Annotated in this window: 13 protein-coding genes; all 13 read left to right on the top strand. The window is 72.0% G+C overall.

Annotated features, from left to right (window positions below):
• Positions 1-4 precede the first annotated feature (4 nt).
• The 13 genes from HYV93_21310 to HYV93_21250 all read left to right on the top strand — a co-directional run bounded on the left by HYV93_21310 (position 5) and on the right by HYV93_21250 (position 18,681).
• A complete protein-coding gene (locus tag HYV93_21310) occupies positions 5-1,165 on the top strand; it encodes an acyl-CoA dehydrogenase family protein (GenBank protein MBI2528509.1) in 1,161 nt (386 codons plus the stop codon).
• The gene (locus HYV93_21305; protein ID MBI2528508.1) at positions 1,162-3,087 is read left to right on the top strand and encodes a TRAP transporter fused permease subunit; all 1,926 of its coding nucleotides are present in this window, start codon (positions 1,162-1,164) and stop codon (positions 3,085-3,087) included. The genes HYV93_21310 and HYV93_21305 overlap by 4 nt, the downstream gene beginning before the upstream one ends.
• Before the next feature lie 20 nt (positions 3,088-3,107).
• Positions 3,108-4,067, top strand: a complete 960-nt coding sequence (locus tag HYV93_21300) for a TAXI family TRAP transporter solute-binding subunit (GenBank protein ID MBI2528507.1) — start codon at positions 3,108-3,110, stop codon at positions 4,065-4,067.
• Entirely contained in the window at positions 4,064-5,209 is a 1,146-nt protein-coding gene (locus tag HYV93_21295; protein ID MBI2528506.1) for an acyl-CoA dehydrogenase family protein, read from the top strand. The genes HYV93_21300 and HYV93_21295 overlap by 4 nt, the downstream gene beginning before the upstream one ends.
• Positions 5,210-5,395: 186 nt before the next feature.
• Complete coding sequence (locus HYV93_21290; protein MBI2528505.1) at positions 5,396-9,724, top strand: GAF domain-containing protein; 4,329 nt, start codon at positions 5,396-5,398, stop codon at positions 9,722-9,724.
• 50 nt (positions 9,725-9,774) lie between these two features.
• The gene (locus tag HYV93_21285) at positions 9,775-10,173 is read left to right on the top strand and encodes a YjbQ family protein (GenBank protein MBI2528504.1); all 399 of its coding nucleotides are present in this window, start codon (positions 9,775-9,777) and stop codon (positions 10,171-10,173) included.
• 92 nt (positions 10,174-10,265) lie between these two features.
• Entirely contained in the window at positions 10,266-11,057 is a 792-nt protein-coding gene (locus HYV93_21280; GenBank protein MBI2528503.1) for a hypothetical protein, read from the top strand.
• Positions 11,058-11,094: 37 nt separating this feature from the next.
• Positions 11,095-12,513: a sigma-54-dependent Fis family transcriptional regulator gene (locus HYV93_21275; protein MBI2528502.1), complete on the top strand. Its 1,419-nt coding sequence runs from the start codon at positions 11,095-11,097 to the stop codon at positions 12,511-12,513.
• A 293-nt stretch (positions 12,514-12,806) separates the two neighbouring features.
• Positions 12,807-12,944, top strand: coding sequence for a hypothetical protein (locus HYV93_21270; protein ID MBI2528501.1), 138 nt, complete (start codon positions 12,807-12,809; stop codon positions 12,942-12,944).
• A 21-nt stretch (positions 12,945-12,965) separates the two neighbouring features.
• Complete coding sequence (locus tag HYV93_21265) at positions 12,966-14,618, top strand: ABC transporter substrate-binding protein (protein MBI2528500.1); 1,653 nt, start codon at positions 12,966-12,968, stop codon at positions 14,616-14,618.
• Complete coding sequence (locus HYV93_21260) at positions 14,615-16,540, top strand: HAMP domain-containing protein (GenBank protein MBI2528499.1); 1,926 nt, start codon at positions 14,615-14,617, stop codon at positions 16,538-16,540. Before HYV93_21265 ends, HYV93_21260 begins: the two co-directional genes overlap by 4 nt.
• Entirely contained in the window at positions 16,533-17,117 is a 585-nt protein-coding gene (locus HYV93_21255) for a response regulator (protein MBI2528498.1), read from the top strand. Before HYV93_21260 ends, HYV93_21255 begins: the two co-directional genes overlap by 8 nt.
• Positions 17,110-18,681 (top strand): PAS domain S-box protein, encoded by a 1,572-nt coding sequence (locus HYV93_21250; GenBank protein ID MBI2528497.1) that lies wholly within the window; start codon positions 17,110-17,112, stop codon positions 18,679-18,681. The genes HYV93_21255 and HYV93_21250 overlap by 8 nt, the downstream gene beginning before the upstream one ends.
• The last annotated feature ends 7 nt before the right edge of the window (positions 18,682-18,688 follow it).

Below are 18,688 nucleotides of genomic sequence, written 5' to 3'. Positions count from 1 at the left end.
AGCGATGGACTTCGACCTGAGCGAGGAGCACCGCGGGGTCCGGGCGATGGCGCGGGAGTTCGCCCGGAAGCGCATCGCCCCCGCGGCGCGCGAGCTCGAGCGGGCCGAGGCCTTCCCGCGAGAGCTCGTGCGCGAGATGGGCGAGCTCGGGATGTTCGGCGCGGCCTTCCCGCCCGCCTACGGGGGCACGGGGCTCGGCTACCTGGCCCACATGCTGATCGCCGAGGAGGTCTCCGCCGCCCACGCCGCGCTCGGCACCCTCTTCAACATGCAGGGGATGACCGTGCCGCACACGATCCTGCTCGCCGGCACCGAGGCGCAGAAAGAGCGCTACATCCCGCGCCTCATCGCCGGCGAGTGGCTTGGCTGCTACGGCCTGACCGAGCCCAACGCCGGCACCGACACCGCCGCCATGCAGACGACCGCCCGGCGCGACGGGACGGACTACGTGCTGAACGGGACGAAGTGCTGGATCACCCAGGCGCCCGTCTTCGACGCCGGGGTCGTCTTCGCGAAGACCGACCCGAGTCAGCGCCACACCGGCACCTCGGCCTTCATCGTCGAGCGGCGCTCCGCCGGTCTCGCGACGCGCGAGACCCGGCACAAGTTCGGCTACCGCGCCTCGCCGACGGGCGAGCTGGTCTTCGAGGAGTGCCGGGTCCCCGCCGCGAACCTACTGGGCGCCGAGGGGGGCGGCTTCAAGGTGATGGCCCGCGGCATCCAGTACGGCCGCGTCTGCGTGGCGGCGCGGTCGGTCGGGATCGCCCAGGCGGCGCTCGACGAGATGGTCCGCTACGCGAACGAGCGCGAGCAGTTCGGGCGGCGGATCGGCGAGTTCCAGATGGTCCAGGACCCGATCGCCACGACGGCGGTGGCGGTCAGGACGGCCCGGCTGCTCACCTGGGAGGCCGCCTGGCGCCTGGACCAGGGGCGCCCGGCCTCGCTGGAGGCCTCGATGGCGAAGTACCATGCCGGCGAGGTCGCCTTCCGCGCGGCCGAGTCGGCGGTGCGGATCCTGGGCGCGTACAGCTACACCGACGAGTATCCGGTGAGCCGGTACCTGGCCGACTCGATCGTCGGCCTCGTCGGCGAGGGGACCAACAACATCCAGAAGGTGATCGTCGCCGAGGACGCCCTCGGCTGGAAGCCCGCGAACCGCCGGTGAAGCGCCCGGGGCCGAAGGACGTCGTCGTCGGCGCGCTCAGCCTCGGCGCCGTCGGCTACACGCTGCACGCCGCCGGGTTCGGCACCCTCACGCCGATGGTGGAGCGGCCGGTCCTGCTGGCGCTCCTCTTCCCCCTCGTCTTCCTGACCTTCCCCGCCGCCCGCCGCTGGTCGGGACGGCCGTGGTCCCGCCTCGTCGACGGCCTCCTGGCGGCGCTGAGCGCCGCCGTCTTCCTCTACGCCGCCCTCAACGCCGAGGACTTCCTGGACCGGACGACCGACCCGACCCGGCTCGACTACGTGATGGGCGGCATCGCCGTGCTGCTGGTCGTCGAGGGGTGCCGGCGGACGAGCGGCTGGGCCATCCCCGCCCTCGTCCTGGCGGGTGGCCTCTACGCGCTCTACGGCGATGTGCTGCCCGGCGTGTGGGGCCACCCGTCGGTCTCGCTGAGCCGCCTGATGTCGCTCACCTACATGTACAACGAGGGGATGTTCGGGAGCCTCACCGGCATCGCCGCGCGCTTCCTCGTGGTCCTCCTGATCTTCGGCGCCGTGCTGAACGAGTTCGGCGCCGCCCGGCTCTTCATCGAGGTGAGCGAGGCGATCCTCGGGCGCTTCCGGGGCGGCGGGGCGAAGATCGCCGTGGTCGGCTCGAGCCTCTTCGGGATGATCTCGGGGAGCGCGGTCGCCAACGTCGGCGCCGTCGGGCCGCTCACGATCCCGCTCATCAGGAAGTCGGGCTACTCGGCGCAGTACGCCGCGGCCGTCGAGGCCTCGGCGTCGGTCGGCGGCCAGATCATGCCGCCGATCATGGGGGCCGCGGTCTTCATCATGGCGGACATCCTGGGCATCTCCTACATCAAGATCGCGCTGGCCGCGGCGCTGCCGGCCGTCTTCTACTACCTCTCGCTCTTCGTCAGCATCGACTTCGCCGCCGGCCGCAGCGGCATTCGGGGGATCGACCCCGCGACCCTCCCGCGCCTGGGCGCGACGCTCCGGTCCGCCTGGTACATGCTCGCGCCGCCGGCCGTGCTCGTCTACCTCCTGGCCGTCCAGGAGAGCTCACCGGGCTCCGCGGCGTTCTGGGCGCTCGTCACGCTGGTGGCGATCGAGCTGGGCCGGAGCCTCTGGCTCGAGCGCACGCTGAACCTCGGGCGGCTGCTGGGCGCGCTCCACCGCGGCGTGCAGGGCAGCCTCATGGTCGTGACGATCCTCGCCGCCGTTGGGATCCTGGTCGGCATGGTGAACATCACGGGGCTCGCGATCAACCTCTCGTGGCTCCTGATCGACGCCGTCGGCGGCCACCTCCTGCCGCTCCTGTTCCTCACGATGATCGCCTCGCTCGTGCTGGGCACGGCGCTCCCGACCGTGCCGACCTACCTGATCGTGGCGATCCTGGTGGCGCCGTCGCTCGTGCAGCTCGGCATCACCCCGCTCGCGGCCCACCTGTTCGTCTTCTACTTCGGCGTGCTGGCGGACATCACGCCACCGACCGCCATGACCGTCGCCATCGCCTCCGGCATCTCGGGCTCGCGGTTCATCCCTACCTGCTGGACGGCGATGCGCGTGTCGCTGGTCGGCTTCGCCTTCCCGTTCCTGTTCGTCTACTCGCCGGCCTTCCTCCTGCGCGGCTCCGCAGCGGAGCTCCTCGCGGCGGCCGCCGTGGGGTTGCTCTTCGTGCTCGCCCTGGCCGCCGCCTTCGAGGGATTCCTCCTGACGCCTCTCAACGGCCGCCGCCGGGCGCTTGCCGGCATCGCGGCCGTCGGACTCCTGGTGGCCGGGATGAGCGGGCGGGGCCCACTGGGCGCCTCCGCGGTCGTGGCCGTCGGCTGGGCCGCGCTCGCCCTCCTGGCCCTCGTGCAGTTCCTGGACCTGTGGCGAAGACGCACCGCCCCGGAGGCGGGCATCGAGCCCGCGACCTGACCCTCAACACGGAGGTTCCCATGCCGAGAATCGGACGCCTCGTCTCCCTGGTGCTGGCCGTGATCGCCGCCCTCGGCGGCCTTGCCTGGGCCGCCGGCCCGCAGCGCTTCGTGCTGGCGACCGCCAGCGAGTCCGGCTACTACTACATCTTCGGCGCCGGTGCGGCCCGTGCAGTCAACAAGGCCCATCCCGACATCTTCCTCACGGCCGTGCCGACCGCCGGCTCCCCGGAGAACATCCGGCTCCTCTCCTCCGACCAGGCGCAGGTCGCCACGGTCGTCGGCTCCGTCGCCTACGCGTCCTACTCCGGGCGGGGCACCGACAAGAAGGACGACCTCCGGATCCTGCTCGCCTTCGGCCACCCCATCGGCTTTCACTTCCAGGTGCCGAAGGACTCGACGGTGAAGACCGTCTACGAGCTCAAGGGCAAGAAGGTCGCGTTCGGCGTCAAGGGCAGCGGTGACCACGCGATGGTGAAGCACGTGTTCGAGGCGATCGGTCTCGACATGGACCGTGACTTCCGGGCCCAGTACCTGCCCATCCGGGAGATGGTGGACGCCTTCAAGGACGGCAAGGTCGACGGGGCCTTCAAGGTGGGCCCCGATCCCCAGCCCGCCGTCGTCGACATGTCGACAGGCTCGCGCGGGGTCAAGCTCCTCGGTCTCAGCGAGGAGGACGTCCAGAAGGTGACCGCGAAGTTCCCCGACTACAGGCGCTTCGTGGTGCCCACCGGCTGGTTCCAGGGCTTCGACTACCAGGTCGTGACCGCCGCCACGCCGAACCTCGTGGTGGTCCGCTCGAAGTTCCCGGCCGACATCGCCTACAACATCGTGGCGGGCATCTTCGCCGGCCAGCCTGAGCTGGGCAAGTCGGACCGCCACTGGGCGGTCACGACGCCCGAGATCTCCGCCCGGAACCTCATCCTCCCCGTCCATCCGGGCGCCGAGCGCTTCTACCGGGAGAAGGGGCTCCTGAAGTGACGCTGGGATTCACGCTCGCCGAGGACCAGCGGCTCCTCAGCCACACGGTCCGCCAATTCGCGGAGAAGGAGCTCGCCCCGCTCGCCGCCCGTCACGACGAGCTCGAGGAGTTCCCGGCAGGGCTCGTGCCGAAGCTCGGCGCGGCGGGGCTCACCGGCGTCATCGTCCCGGAGGAGCTCGGGGGCGCCGGTGCCGGCAACATGGGGCTGGTGCTCATGCTCGAGCAGGTCGGGCGCGTGGACGCGGCGACGGCCTTCACGCTCCAGGGCCATTACCACGTCGTGCGCTACCTGCTGACCGCGGCGAGCCGCGCCCAGCAGGAACGCCACCTCGTGCCGCTCGCGCGGGGCACGGGGCTGGGGGCGATGGCGCTCACCGAGCCCGAGGCCGGCTCCGATGCGGCCGCGATTCGCACGGTGGCGCGGCCGGCGGACGGCGGCTGGGCGCTCGACGGCGGCAAGTGCTTCATCACCAACGCGGGCGTGGCCTCGACCTATGTCGTCATCGCGCGCACGGCCCCGGGTGGACGGCGCGGCGAGGGGATCAGCGCCTTCGTGGTGGAGGCCGGGACGCCGGGGCTCGTCATCGGCCCCCGCCACCGCAAGCTCGGCGTCCGTGCGAGCCTCACGCAGGAGATCCGCCTCGAGGGGTGCCGGGTGGGCGGCGAGGCGCTCCTCGGCCAGGCGGGACAGGCCTACCGGACGCTGACCCGGTCCCTCGGCCTGGACCGCCTCGCGAACGCCGCGACCTCGATCGGCCTCGCCCAGGGCGCGCTCGAGCACGGCATCCGCTACGTCGCCGAGCGCCAGGCGTTCGGGCGACGCGTCGTCGAGTTCCAGGGGATCCGGTGGCAGCTCGCCGAGCTGGCGACCCAGGTCGAGGCGGCGCGCCTGCTCGTCTACCAGGCGGCCTGGCTCGCGGACCACGGCACGCCGGACCTCGGGAAGGTGGCCATGGCGAAGCTGGCGGCGAACGAGGCGGTCATGCGGGTGACGACCGACGTCGTGCAGCTCCACGGGGGCCACGGGTACATGCGCGAGCACCCGGTCGAGCGTTTCATGCGGGATGCCCGGGTCTTCGGCATCGGTGGCGGGACGACGCACGTGCTCAAGAACCTGATCGCCCAGGGACTGCTCCGGTGACGCCCCCGCGCGAGAGGAGGGCTCGTGGGCTACCGGCCCCACTGAGCCTGCCGGTGCCAGCCTGGCACGGCCCGCCGGCAGTCCTGTCACGGCATGGCCGGCACTCGGCCGGGGCGTCCAGGATTTCCAGGTAGTTGTCCTCTGGCACTCCCATTGCGTGAGTGGGCCGGAGGCCATTACCAGACCATGCTTCGCCGTCACTTCCCCGCTGGCCTGCTGATATGCCTGGGCATCGGCCTGTCGGTCGCCCTGTGGAGCCTCGTCGGCGGCAGGGAGGAGGAGCGACTGCGGCTGGATCTCGAGCGGCGCACCGACTACATCGTGGCATCCATCGTCCGGGAGATGGACGAGAGCATCGAGCGCCTGGTGTCCATCCGCGCCTTCCTCGACGCGGGGCCCGCTCCCGACCGCCGACGGTTCCGCCTCCTCGTGGGGAGGGCCTTCACTGACGACGCGAGCCTGCTCTCCCTCAAGTGGGCCCCCCGGGTCATGGCCGCCGAGCGCGCCGCGTTCGAGGCCGAGGTTCGTCGGGAGGGGGTGCCGGGGTTCCGGGTCTCGGAGCAGGGGGCGGGGGGCAGCATGGTCCCGGCCGGCCCGCGGGCCGAGTACATGCCGGTGCTCTTCGCCGAGCCCTTCACCGGCCGCGAGAACCAGCTGGGCTTCGACCTGGCCTCGGAGCCGGCACGCCGGGTTGCCCTCGAGCAGGCGCGTGACACGGGCAAACCGATGGCCACGGGGCGCGTCCAGCTGGTGCTGGAGCCCGGGGAGCAGTGGGGCGTCCTCGTGCTCATCCCCGTGTACCGTGGCGCCACCCCAGGAACGGTGGAGGAGCGGCGCGAGGCGCTCAGGGGCTATGCGCTGGGGGTGTTCAGGATCGGCGACCTCGTGGGCAGCGCGCTCAAGCACCTCGGCCCCACCGAGGTCGACCTCAGGATCGAGGACGCGGCGGCGCCTCCCGGGCAACGCATCCTGCTGAGTCGCGCCCCCTGGGAGGCTCGTCCCGGGCCGCCCGGGAACGGGAGGCTCCCCGCGCGGCGGGTGCTGGAGGTGGCGGGGCGCCGGTGGGCCCTGGAGGTGCGTCCGACGCCGCTGTTCCTCGCGGCCCACCGCAGCCGCCACGAGTGGACCGTGCTGGGGGCGGGAATCCTCAGCACGGCCTTGCTCGGGGCCTACCTCTTCACGTCAGCGAATCGGGCCGCCAGGCTCGCCGCGGTCAACCACGAGCTCGAGCGGGAGGTGGCGGAGCGCCAGCGGGCAGAGGAGGTGGGGGAGCGCCAGCGTCGCGAGGCCGAGGCGCTGGCCGAGGTGGCCCGGGCCATCAATGCCTCCCTGGACCTGAGCACGGTGTTGCAGCGGGTGACCGAGGCTGCGCGGGAACTGTGCGGGAGCGACACAGCGAGACTCGCGCTCCGGGACCCCGAGACGGGAGCGATGCCCTACCGCTACGCGGCGGGAACGGAGTACTCGGGATCGCCCACCGCGATCTGCGAGCCCGGCAAGGGGGTGGGGGGACAGGCCCTCGCCACGGCGCGGCCGTTCAGGACGGACTGCTACGAGGAGGATCCCCGCATCACACGAGAGTACCTCGCCGCGGCCCAGGCGCAGGGGATCGTGGCGGTCCTGGCCGTTCCGATACGCGGCGAGGGCCAGGTGGACGGCGTTCTCCTCCTGGACAACCGCTCGCCGCGCCCGTTCACCGACAGGGACGAGGCCCTCCTCTGCCGGCTCGCCGACCATGCGGCCGTCGCGCTCCGGAACGCGCGCCTCTACGACCAGGCCCGGACGAGGCTCCGCCAGACCGAGACCCTCCTGGCGGTGGGCCAGGCGGTCGGGGGCACCCTCGAGCTCCCCGAGGTCGCCAGGCGGACGGTGAGGGAGGCCGTCAGGATTCTGGACGCCGATGTGGGCGGGGCCTGGCTGCTCGAGCCGAGCGGGGAGCAGCTGAAGCCACTGGCGGGCTACCGGGTCCCCCCCGACATACTGGGGATCTTCGCCGGCGGCTCGGTCCCGGCCGAGCATCCGGCGCTGCGGGCGCTGAGAGACGAGGGCGGGCCCATCTACTCCACCGACACCCGGCCCGATCCGCGAGTGGACCATGCGCTGTTTCAGCGCCTCCGCCACAAGGCGCTGCTCCTGTGCCCGGTCATGGTCAAGGAGGAGATGGCTGGCGTCTTGGTCATCATCTGGACCCGCGAAGCCCACGCGGTCACCGCCGAGGAGCGGAGGCTTCTCGAGGGCGTCGTCCGTCAGGCGGCCCTCGCCATGGACAATGCCAGGCTCCTGGAGGCCGAGCGGAGGCTCGAGGCCAGGAAGGAGGCGCTCGTCGCCCTGAGCCGGGGGCTGGCCTCGGAGCGGGATCTGAGCCGACTCCTCTCCCGCGTCGCCAGCGAGACACGGGACCTGACGGGGGCCGACACGGCGCTCTTGCTCCTCGCCGAGGGGGACCGTCTCGTGTTCCGAGGGATGGCGGGGGCGGACGACGCACTCATGACCAGCGGCTCCCTCAGGACGGGCGGGAGCCTCATCGGCGCTGTCGTGCGCGAGGGGCGCCCGCTCGTCTGCGCCGATCTGGCACTGGACCCGGACTGGCGCGAGACCGTCGTGGTCCAGCGACTCGGCTACCGGGCAATGCTGGCCGTGCCTCTCACGGCCCAAGGCCGGCCTGTCGGGGTGCTCAAGATCCTGCACCGGGCCCCCCGAGTGTTCGCGCCCGACGAGGTGGAGTTCATCGCCGCGCTGGCCAGCCATGCCGCGCTGGCCATCGAGAACGCCCGCCTCTTCGCCGAGGCCGAGCTGAGGCGGCATTCCGCCGAGAGCCTGGCCGAGGTGGGGCGGCTCATCTCCGAGTCGCTGGATCCCGGGGAGGTGGGGCGCCGGGTCGTGGAGAGCGTCCGCGCGCTGCTCGGGGCCGCCACCGCGCTGCTGTACCGCCTGGACGAGGAGAGCGGGGATCTCGTGGCCATCGCCGCATCCGGGAACGCGTGGCCCCCGCTGGGGCGGGGCCTCAGGCTCCCGCGCGGGACCGGCGCCGTCGGGCTCGCGGTCCAGAGGACCGCGCCCGTGGTGAGCGCGAATGTGCTCGAAGCCCCCGAGATCACCCTCGCCGCCGACAGCAGAGCGCGCATCGAGCAGGCCGAGCTCAACCGCGCAGTCCTCGCTCTGCCGCTGCTCGTCCAGGGGCAGGTGATCGGCGCGCTCGGCATCGCCGATCGCGAGGGGCGCCTGTTCGACGAGGGCGAGATCAGGCTGGCCCAGGCCTTCGCCGACCAGGCATCCGTCGCGCTGGAGAACGCGCGGCTCCACCAGGAGACCCAGCGGGCCTATGACGAGCTGTCCCGGACCCAGCAGCAGCTCACCCAGGCCCAGAAGATGGAGGCCATCGGCCAGCTGGCCGGCGGCATCGCCCACGACTTCAACAACCTCCTGACGGTCATCGGCGGGCGCAGCGAGCTGGCCCTGGCGCGCCTCGAGCCGGGTGATGCGCTCAGGCGCGAGGTCGAGGTGATCGGCAAGACGGCGGGCCGCGCGGCTGACCTGACCCGCCAGCTGCTGGCCTTCAGCCGCAAGCAGGTCATACAGCTCCAGGTCGTGGATCTCAACGCGGTGGTCGGCGGCATGGCCAGCATGCTGAGCCGGCTCATCGGCGAGACCATCGAGCTCGTCACGGTGCCCGGCTCGGGGCTGGGACGGGTGAAGGCCGACCCCGGGCAGATCGAGCAGGTGATCATGAACTTGGTCGTCAACGCTCGCGATGCCATGCCCGGGGGCGGGAGGCTCACGATCCAGGCGGCCAACCGGGAGCTCGACATCGCGACTGCCGCGCTCCTCGACGCCAAGCCCGGGCCGTACGTGATGCTCGCCGTGACGGACACCGGGAACGGAATGGACGCGGACACCCGGACCCGGATCTTCGAGCCCTTCTTCACCACCAAGGAGGTGGGGAAGGGCACGGGGCTCGGGCTGTCCACCGTCTACGGCATCGTCAGCCAGCACGGCGGCTGCCTGGACGTCGAGAGCGAGCCGGGGCGCGGGACGACGTTCCGGGTCTACCTTCGCCGGGAGGACGAAACCGAGGCAGCCTCGGCGCCGGCACAGGGCCGGGAGGAGGCGCCCCGGGGCTCGGAGACGATCCTCATGGTGGAGGACGACGCGGAGGTCGGGGATCTGACGCGCGAGATGCTCCAGGCGCTCGGCTACGCCGTCCTCCACGCCTCGCGCCCCGCCGAGGCTCTGGCCTGGGCCGAGGGCTGCCCCGGCGCGATCCACCTCCTGCTCACCGATGTGGTGATGCCGGAGATGAGCGGGCGCGACCTGGCCGATCGCGTGTCCCGCCAGCGGCCGGGGATCCGCGTCCTCTTCATGTCGGGCTACACCGACAACATCCTCGCCCCCCACGGCGTCCTCGACGCGGGGACGGCGTTCCTCCAGAAGCCTTTCACGCCTGTCGCGCTGGCCAGGAAGGTGCGCGAGGTGCTCGATGCGTCGCCGCCGCGCACTGACGCCCCCGCGTCGTAGACTGGAGATCCACGCTCCCGGCCCGATAGAGCGTGGGAGGAGGGGGAGAGATGCAGGACTCCTTCAGGATCAGCACGCGCGAGTGCCACGAGGTGATGGACATCACGCGCCGCGTGGCCGAGGTGGTGGCGCGGGCGGGGGGGGAGGAGGGGATCTGCACCGTCTTCGTCCGTCACGCCACGGCCGCGATCATCATCAATGAGAATGCCGACCCCGGCTTCCGCGCCGATGTGCTGACGGCGCTCGACCGCCTCTTCCCCCAGGGGATCTGGGAGCACGACAAGGTCGACGACAACGGCGCCGCCCACCTGAAGGCCGCGCTCCTCGGCCCCTCGGAGACCGTGCCGATCCGGGGCGGGCGGCTCCTCCTCGGCACCTGGCAGGGCATCGCGCTGGTCGAGTGCGACGGCCCGCGGGAGCGCGAGATCGTCGTCGACATCCGCGTCTGATCCCGACCGCGGGGAGGAGGGTGGGGCCCGGGGTGGGGCGACGGGAATCGGGACACCGGGGCGCCTTCCGGGCTACAATCGGGGCGCGACCCATGAGCGCGTATCTCCGGGTCTCACCCATCATGCTGGCGCTCGCGCTGGCCTGTGCCGCGTCACCCGCCCCTGCGCAGAGCCGGGTCGCGCCGGACGGCCGGCCCGCCATCCAGGTTCCCCGCGGCCAGGGCGGAGAGCGCGCCGCCGACCTCGAGAAGCTCAGCGCCGACGTGGTCCGGACGACGCGCGAGTACCGCGCGAGCCTGGAGAGGCTGCTGGAGATCTACCAGCGCGACGTGGCAACCCTGTCGGAGCTGGTGGAGCTGCGGCGCGAGCTGCGCGGTCGGGACGTCATCTCCCAGCGCGAGCTCGAGGTGAGCGAAGGGCTGCTGGCCGAGGCCGAGGCGAAGGCGGCCGAGACGCGGCGCTGGATCGTCGAGGCCGACCGGATCCTGCTCGAGGCGGAGGTGAGCGAGCAGGTCGCCAAGCTGCCCCCGCTGGCCAGCGGCGGCTACTTCGCCACCCCGACCCTCATCCGCTTCAACGGCTCCGCACGCTGGGGGCTCGCGGATACCGCGAAGATCCAGCGCTTCTTCGTGGCCCGGTTCGGCCAGCCGCTGCCCATCAGCGCGTTCGGCCAGACGGCGGCGCACAACCGCATCGGCTTCGACCACCGCGATGCCATTGACGTCGCGGTGCACCCCGACAGCGCGGAGGGCCAGGGGCTGATGGACTACCTCCGCAGCGCGGGCATCCCCTTCCTCGCCTTCCGGCGGGCGGTGGCCGGCGAGGCCACGGGCGCCCACGTTCACATCGGCCAGCCCTCACGCCGGATCACCGCGCGCCGCTAGCGGCCCCGTGGACGCGCCGGGCGATTCCCGCGACGGCCTGCTCCAGCCCCTCGCCGGCGAGCCGTCCGAGGCCGTCCGCGGCCCCCGCTCCGTCGTCCTCGTGGTGGACGACGACCCGGGAGTGCGGGCGTCCTTCCGCCTGATCCTCGAGGAGGAGTACGACGTCCTCGAGGCCCGGGACGGTGTGCAGGCGCTCGAGACTCTCCGCGCCGATCCGGTGGACCTCGTCCTCCTGGACGTCCGGCTGCCGGGGATGGACGGGCTCCAGGTGCTCGAGCGGATCCGGTCGCTCGACGAGCGGCTCGACGTGATCCTGGTCACCGCCGTGAAGACCGTCAAGACCGCCGTGGACGCCATGAAGCTCGGCGCCCTGGACTACCTCACCAAGCCGTTCGACCAGGAGGAGGTCCTCCCTCTGATCCGGCGGGCCGTCGAGAAGCGGACGCTCGAGCGCGAGGTGGTGGCGCTGCGATCCGAGCTGGCCCGGCGGGAGGGCCCGGAGGCGCTCGTGGGCCAGTCGCCCGAGATGCGGAAGCTCTTCCAGGTCGTTGACCAGGTCGCGCGCACCACCGCCACCGTCCTGATCACCGGGGAGAGCGGCACCGGCAAGGAGCTGATCGCCCGCGCGATCCACCGCCGGAGCCCGCGCCGGGACCGGCCCTTCGTGGCCGTGAACCCCGCCGCCATCGCCGAGAGCCTGCTGGAGTCGGAGCTGTTCGGTCACGAGCGCGGGGCCTTCACGGGCGCCTATCAGCGGAAGCTCGGGAAGTTCGAGCTGGCCCAGGGGGGCACGCTGTTCCTCGACGAGATCGCCACGCTCCGGGCGGAGGCCCAGGCCAAGCTCCTCCGGGCGCTGCAGGAGCGGGAGATCGAGCGCGTCGGCGGCACGCGCAGCATCAAGGTGGACGTCCGCATCATCGCGGCCACCAATGCCGATCTCCGCAAGGCCATCGCCGCGGGCGCCTTCAGGGAGGACCTCTACTACCGGCTCAACGTGGTGCCGCTCGTGGCCCCGCCGCTCCGGGGGCGGCCCGGCGACGTCCCGCTCCTGGTGACCCACTTCATCCGCCGCTACAGCCGGGAGTTCAACAAGCCGGTCACCGCCCTTTCCCCCGAGGCCCAGACGGCCCTCGAGGGGTACGGCTGGCCGGGCAACGTGCGCGAGCTGCAGAACGTCATCGAGCGCTCGGTGGCCCTCGCGGAGGGGCCCGTGATCCAGCTGAGGGACCTCCCGCTGGATCTCATGCTCCCCGATCATGGCGCCCGCTCCCGCGAGACCGAGAGCCTGCCGCTGCCGGAGGCGTGCGAGCGCTTCGAGCGGCAGATCGTGCTGCGGGTCCTCGAGCGCGCCGGCTGGAACCACACCGAGGCGGCCCGTCTCCTGGGCATCCACCGCAACACCCTCCAGCTGAAGGTCGCCAAGTGGAGCCTCAGGCGGCCGGGGAGTGAGGCCTAGGGTGCACAGGGATCTGTGCAGCCTGCCCAGGATCCTGTGCACGTGCGCCAAGCCCCTGTCGCGCTTATCGATTGTGGCGATGCGCGGGGCGCCGGTCCAGGGGACTGCACAGCCTTGCGGTCAATGGGGCTCCCGGCGAGTCGTCGGGGCCCTCGGACGGTCGTCGGGAGAATCAATGAGTTAGCGCAGCCGGGATCGCGTCGCTCGCTGGCCGCGTTCTTGCTCCCTCTCCTCCGCCATGGGCCTCATGGTGAAGCCCACAAGGCGATTCCTACATCAGGGGAGGAAGAGCGATGACCAGGATCTGGGCGGTGCTGCTCGTGCTCGCGTCGTTCCTGCTGGCGGCCCCCGTGATCGAGTCGGGGACCTCAGAGTCGACTCAGGTGTTCGTTGCCATCGGCAACGCCGACGGTGGTGGAGGCGGTGACTAGCTGAGTCGAAATCGCTCGCGGATGGACTGGGATGGGATCCGCTGCCCGGTCACGAGAAAGGGGGGCTTCGGCCCCCCTTTGCTCCTCGTCGCCGTGCTGACCCTCTCCGGCGCCCTCTCAGTCGCCGTCGTGGCCCAGGAGAGGCCGGAGCCCCCTGCGCCGGCGCCGGGGGGAGCCCTCTATCGGCGTCCCCTCGGCAACGATCCCCCGACGCTCGATCCGGTGCGCATCAGCGACATCTATGGCCGCTCCGTGGCCGAGCAGATCTTTGACGGCCTCGTCCGGTTCGACCAGACCCTCACCATCACTCCGGCGCTCGCCCGCTACTGGAAGGCCTCACGCGACGGCCTCACGTGGACCTTCACGCTGCGCCAGGGGGTCAAGTTCCACCACGGCCGCGAGGTGACGGCGGAGGACGTGGTCTACTCGCTCACGCGCATCCTGGATCCGAGAACCCGGTCTGGCGCGGCCGACAGCTTCGCGGGGATCGAGGGGGCGCAGGCCTTCCGGGAGGGCCGCGCCCGGCAAGTCTCCGGCCTGGTCGCCGTGGATCGGCACACGGTGCGGGTCACGCTCAGCGAGACGCAGGCGCCCTTCGTGTCCGTGCTGGCCCTGGGCCACGCCAAGATCGTCCCGCGGGAGCTCGTGGGGGAGCAGGGCGAGGGCTTCGGCGTCCACCCCGTGGGTACGGGCCCCTTCAGGTTCCTCCGCTGGGAGCGCGGGAAGGAGATCGTCCTGGGGGCCAACGCGGAGTACTGGGATGGTCCGCCGCGGCTGTCGCGCATCGTGTACCGGATCTTTCCGGGCGAGTCGAGCGATCTCATCTGTCGCGAGTTCGAGCAGGGCGGGCTCGAGGAGAGCCCGGTGCCTCCGCCCTGCCGCAGCAAGGCGGGAGACCCCCGCTACCAGTACGTCCGCCGGTCGACCTTCAGCGTGCGCTTCTATGGCTTCAACACGCGCCTCCGCCCTCTGGCGGACCCACGCGTGCGCCAGGCCATTGCCTATGCGGTCGACCGGGAGCGTATCCTCCAGGAGATCTTCCTCGGGCGGTACCAGCCGGCGCGCGGCATCCTTCCGCCGGGCATGCCCGGGCACAACCCGCAGCTCCGCGCGATCCCTCATTCGCCCGCGCGGGCCCGGGCGCTCCTGCGGGAGGCCGGGTATCCGGAAGGGCGCGGGCTCGGCCCCATCGCCATCTGGTCGAGCGTCAAGGGGGAGCGCATCGAGCGGGAGCTGGAGGTCGTGAAGCGGCAGCTCGCCACGGTGGGAATCCCGCTGGAGATCCACTACGACACCGGGTGGCCCTCCTTCTCCCGCGGGCTGGCCGAGGGGCGCTTCCCCATGTTCCTCTATGCCTGGTACGCCGATGTGCCCGACCCGGACAACTTCCTGTTCAAGCTCTTCCACTCGCGGACCCCCCGCAGCCTCACGGGCTACGCCAACCCGGTGGTGGACGATCTGCTGCGCGAGGCCCGGCACGAGCCGGACCTCTCTCGGCGCATCGACCTCTACCGGCGGGCCGAGCAGCGCATCCTCGACGACGCCCCCGTCATTCCGGTCTGGCATTACACCTACGAGCGGCTCTTCCAGCCCTACGTGAAGAGCGTGGAGGTGAATGGGCTCGGGGATCCCTACATCCCGCTCAGGAAGATCTGGCTGGAGGGGCGGCGGTGAGGGACGATCTTCGGGCGCGGCGCCGGGGGCTGCGGCCGCGCTCGCTCCAGGCCCGGTTCCTGGTGGGCACCGTCCTGGTCCTGCTCGTGGTCATGGCGGGGGTGTTCGTCGTGGTGGAGCATCGCCAGCACGCCGCCATCGTGGACGAGGTGCTCCGGCGGGGCGAGGTCATCGCGCGCGACCTGGCGGCGATCTCCTCCGGCCCGCTCCTCCTCTACAACTTCACGGCACTGGAGCAGAACGTGGCCCGCGTGAGCGCCAGTCACGACGTGGTGTACGCGATGGTGCTCGACGCCGAGGGGGCCGTGGCCGCCCACAGCCGGAACGCGGGGCTCGTGGGCGCCCCCCTCGCCGGAGCGGCGGACCGGCGCGCCGCCGGGGCGGAGAACCTCTTCATCCAGGAGATCCCGCGCGGCAAGGGCCGCGCGGCGGTCTACGACTTCGCCGTCCCGGTGCTGGTCTCGGCGCAGAAATGGGGCACCATCCGCGTCGGGCTGTCCAAGCGCCGGATGGAGGCTCAGATCAGCCGCACCCGATGGGAGCTGGCGGGGCTGAGCGTGCTGACGCTCCTCCTCGGCGGGCTCGTGGCCGCCCTCGTGGCCCGGCGCATCGCCCGGCCCGTCCGCCAGCTCGCAGCCGGCGCGGAGGCCATCTCGCGGGGCGACCTCGACCAGCGCATCGCGCCGCCCGGCTTCGACGAGATCGGCCAGCTCGCCGTCGCGTTCAACGACATGGCGGCCCAGCTCCTCCACCAGCGGAGGGACCTCGAGACGACCCACACCGAGCTCAGCCGCCGCTTCGCGGAGCTGGCCGACCTCAAGAGCTACACGGACAGCATCTTCGCCTCGCTCACGAGCGGCATCGTCACCCTCGACCTCGACGGGCGCGTGGCGACGCTGAACCCTGCGGCCGAGATGCTCACGGGGCTCTTCGCCGGGGAGGTCATCGGCCGCTACGCCACCGAGGTGTTCGTCCACACGCCCGAGATCGGCGAGACTCTGCTCGAGACGCTGGGAAGCCGCTACGGGACGACCAACCTCTCGCTGACGCTCCGGCGCCCGAACGGGGGCACGCTTCCCGTGGAGATGAGCACGGCGCCGCTGCGTGGCGTGGAGGGCAAGGACCTCGGCGTCGTCGGCGTCTTCGGCGACGTCACGGTCGTCCGCGAGCTGGAGGCGCAGCTCCGCCGCTCGGACCGCCTCGCCGCGCTCGGCACGCTCGCCGCGGGCCTCGCCCACGAGATCAAGAACCCGCTCACCTCGCTGCGGACCTTCACGCGCCACCTCTCGCGGAAGTTCGACGACGCGGGCTTCCGGCGCTCCTTCGAGGAGGTGGTGTCGCGGGAGCTCGAGCGGATCAACGAGATCGTCGAGCAGCTCCTCGACCTGGCCCGCCCCTCGCGGCTGCACCTGCAGGCCGTGGTCGTCCCGGTCCTCCTCGACCGCGTGCTCGATCTCTACAGCCACGAGCTCGAGAGCCGGCACGTCGCGGTGGCGCGGGAGTACGCGCGGGACGTCCCGGCTGTCCCGGCTGACCCCGACCTGCTCTACCGGGCCTTCGTGAACCTGGTGGCCAATGCGCTCGAGGCCATGGAGTCGGGGGGCCGGCTAACGGTCCGCACGGGGTGGCATCACGGGCCGGACCCCTTCGGCGCCGTCCCGCGCGGCCGGATGGCGCGTCGGCTCCGGATCGAAATCGAGGACACCGGCTGCGGCATCTCGACGCTCGACGCCGACAAGGTGTTCGATCCCTTCTTCACGACGAAGGCCAGCGGCACGGGCTTGGGGCTCGTCCTCACCCACAAGGTCGTCGAGGACCATGGCGGCGCCATCAGCTTCAGGAGCACCCCCGGCCGGGGCACGACCTTCCGGATCCTGCTCCCGCTCCTGAGCGAGCGCGCCACGGAGCCCGGGGATGCCTGAGGCGGCGGCGGCTGGCATCGCCCGCGACTTCCGGAACGTCCTGGCGGCGCTCCTCGGGCAGGCGGACGCCATGCTCGCCCGGCTGGACGGAGGGACGCTCGACACCGCCAACCTCCGCGAGGGCCTGCTGTCGCTCCGGGAGGTCGCCCGCGAGGCCATCGTGCACGTCGAGGGACTGCTGACGCTATCCCCGGCCGCAGAGGCGGCGCCCCCCGCGGTGCTGGTGGTCGAGGACGACCGGGTGTTCGGCGCGCTGCTGGAGGAATTGCTCGGCGCCGAGGGCTGGAACGTGCGTGTGGTCGGCGACACCGCCTCGGCGTTCGAGGCGCTGACCCAGCAGACCTTCCAGGTGGTCCTCACCGACCTGGTTCTCCCGGAGGAGCACGGGTGGGTGATCGCGCGCGCCGCGCGGCACCGGAATCCCCGCTGCCGCGTCGTCGTCATGTCCGGCGCCATGGGGCCGGAGGATGCGGACCCCGGAGCGCCTGCGGTGGATGCCTTCCTCACCAAGCCCATCGACCTGGACCGCCTCCTGGCCGTGCTGGCGGCGCTCTCCCCGAGGGCGGCCCGTGGGTAGCATCGAGAGCGCCGCGCCGGCCTCCGGGACACTCGAGCAAGCGCTCCGGGCGCTCCGTGAGAGCGAGGCGCGGTACCGCGGCCTGGTCGACGGCTCTATCCAGGGGATCGCGATCCACCAGGACTTCGTCATCCGCTTCGCCAACCCGGCCCTGGCCCGAATCTTCGGCCACGACAGCCCGGCGGAGCTGATCGGGCGCAACGTGCTCACGCTCGTGGCTCCGGAGGAGCAGGCTCGCCTCGAGGCCTATAACCTCGCGCGGCTCCGCGGGGAGCCGGTGCCCTCCCACTACGAGTTCCAGGGCCTGCGGCGGGACGGGGCCCGCGCGTGGATCGAGGGGGTGATCTCGCTGACCACCTGGGACGACCGGCCCGCGACGCTCGTGACGCTGTTCGACCTGACCGAGCGCAAGCAGCTCGAGCAGCAGTTCCTCCAGTCCCAGAAGATGGAGGCGGTGGGCCGCCTGGCCGGAGGGATTGCCCACGACTTCAACAACCTGCTGACGGTGATCCTCGGGCGGACCGAGCTCTTGCTGCGCCGGCTCGTGACCGAGGGGCCGGCGCGGCGGGACGTCGAGCTCATCCAGGCCACCGGCCGGCGGGCGGCGGCGCTGACGCAGCAGCTGCTGGCGGTGAGCCGCCGCCAGGTCCTCCGGCCCCAGGTGCTGGACCTCAACACGGTGGTGAGCGGGCTCGGGCCGATGCTCAGGCGCGTGATCGGTGAGGACCTGGAGCTGTCGATCACGCTGGACCCCGGGCTCGGGCGCGTCCTGGCCGACCCCAGCCAGATCGAGCAGGTGCTCCTCAACCTCGTGATCAACGCGCGCGACGCGATGCCGGGGGTCGGGCGGCTCACCATCGAGACCGCCAACGCGGAGCTGGACGAGAGGTATGCGCACCGGCACGCGGGTGCCCGCCCGGGGCAGCACGTGATGCTGGCCGTGAGCGACACCGGGTCGGGGATGGACGAGGCCACGCGGGCCAGGATCTTCGAGCCCTTCTTCACGACGAAGGAACGGGGGACAGGTCTCGGGCTGGCCACCGTGCATGGCGTGGTCAGCCAGAGCGGCGGCACCATCTGGGTCTACAGCGAGCCGGGCCGGGGCACCACCTTCAAGGTTTATCTCCCGCGCGCCGAGGACGCCGTGGCCGTGCCGGCGTCCGTCGAGCATCCCCCCGAGCGCCCGCGCGGCTCCGAGACCATCCTGCTGGTCGAGGACGACGAGGACGTCCGCGCCCTCACCCGCGAGGCCCTCGAGGCCCACGGCTACACCGTCCTCGACGCCCGCGGCCCCGAGGAGGCCCTGGCCCTGGCGGCGGCGCCCGGCCTCCTCCATCTCCTCGTCGCGGACGTCGTGATGCCACGGATGAGCGGCCGGGAGCTGGCCGCGGCGGTCGGGCGGACGCGCCCCGGCCTCCGGGTGCTCTACGTGTCGGGGTATGCGCCGGACGCCGTCGAGCGCCACGGCATCCTCGACCCTGGTGCCGCCTTCCTCTCCAAGCCCTTCACGCCTCTCGCCCTGGCGCAGAAAGTCTGGGAGGTCCTCGCCGCCGGCCCGGCCTGACGCGGCG

This window comes from Candidatus Rokuibacteriota bacterium (genome assembly GCA_016188005.1).
In the GTDB taxonomy this organism is placed as follows: Bacteria; Methylomirabilota; Methylomirabilia; order Rokubacteriales; family CSP1-6; genus UBA12499.
Note: the sequence above shows the minus strand (reverse complement) of the source record. Positions and strands in the feature narration are given on the sequence as shown.

Excerpts from the sequence above, each read along its gene's own strand:
- HYV93_21310 (MBI2528509.1), top strand. The coding sequence starts at position 5 with ATGGACTTCGACCTGAGCGAGGAGCACCGCGGGGTCCGGGCGATGGCG.
- HYV93_21300 (MBI2528507.1), top strand. The coding sequence starts at position 3,108 with ATGCCGAGAATCGGACGCCTCGTCTCCCTGGTGCTGGCCGTGATCGCC.
- HYV93_21290 (MBI2528505.1), top strand. The coding sequence starts at position 5,396 with ATGCTTCGCCGTCACTTCCCCGCTGGCCTGCTGATATGCCTGGGCATC.
- HYV93_21285 (MBI2528504.1), top strand. The coding sequence starts at position 9,775 with ATGCAGGACTCCTTCAGGATCAGCACGCGCGAGTGCCACGAGGTGATG.
- HYV93_21280 (MBI2528503.1), top strand. The coding sequence starts at position 10,266 with ATGAGCGCGTATCTCCGGGTCTCACCCATCATGCTGGCGCTCGCGCTG.
- HYV93_21270 (MBI2528501.1), top strand. The coding sequence starts at position 12,807 with ATGACCAGGATCTGGGCGGTGCTGCTCGTGCTCGCGTCGTTCCTGCTG.
- HYV93_21265 (MBI2528500.1), top strand. The coding sequence starts at position 12,966 with ATGGACTGGGATGGGATCCGCTGCCCGGTCACGAGAAAGGGGGGCTTC.
- HYV93_21255 (MBI2528498.1), top strand. The coding sequence starts at position 16,533 with ATGCCTGAGGCGGCGGCGGCTGGCATCGCCCGCGACTTCCGGAACGTC.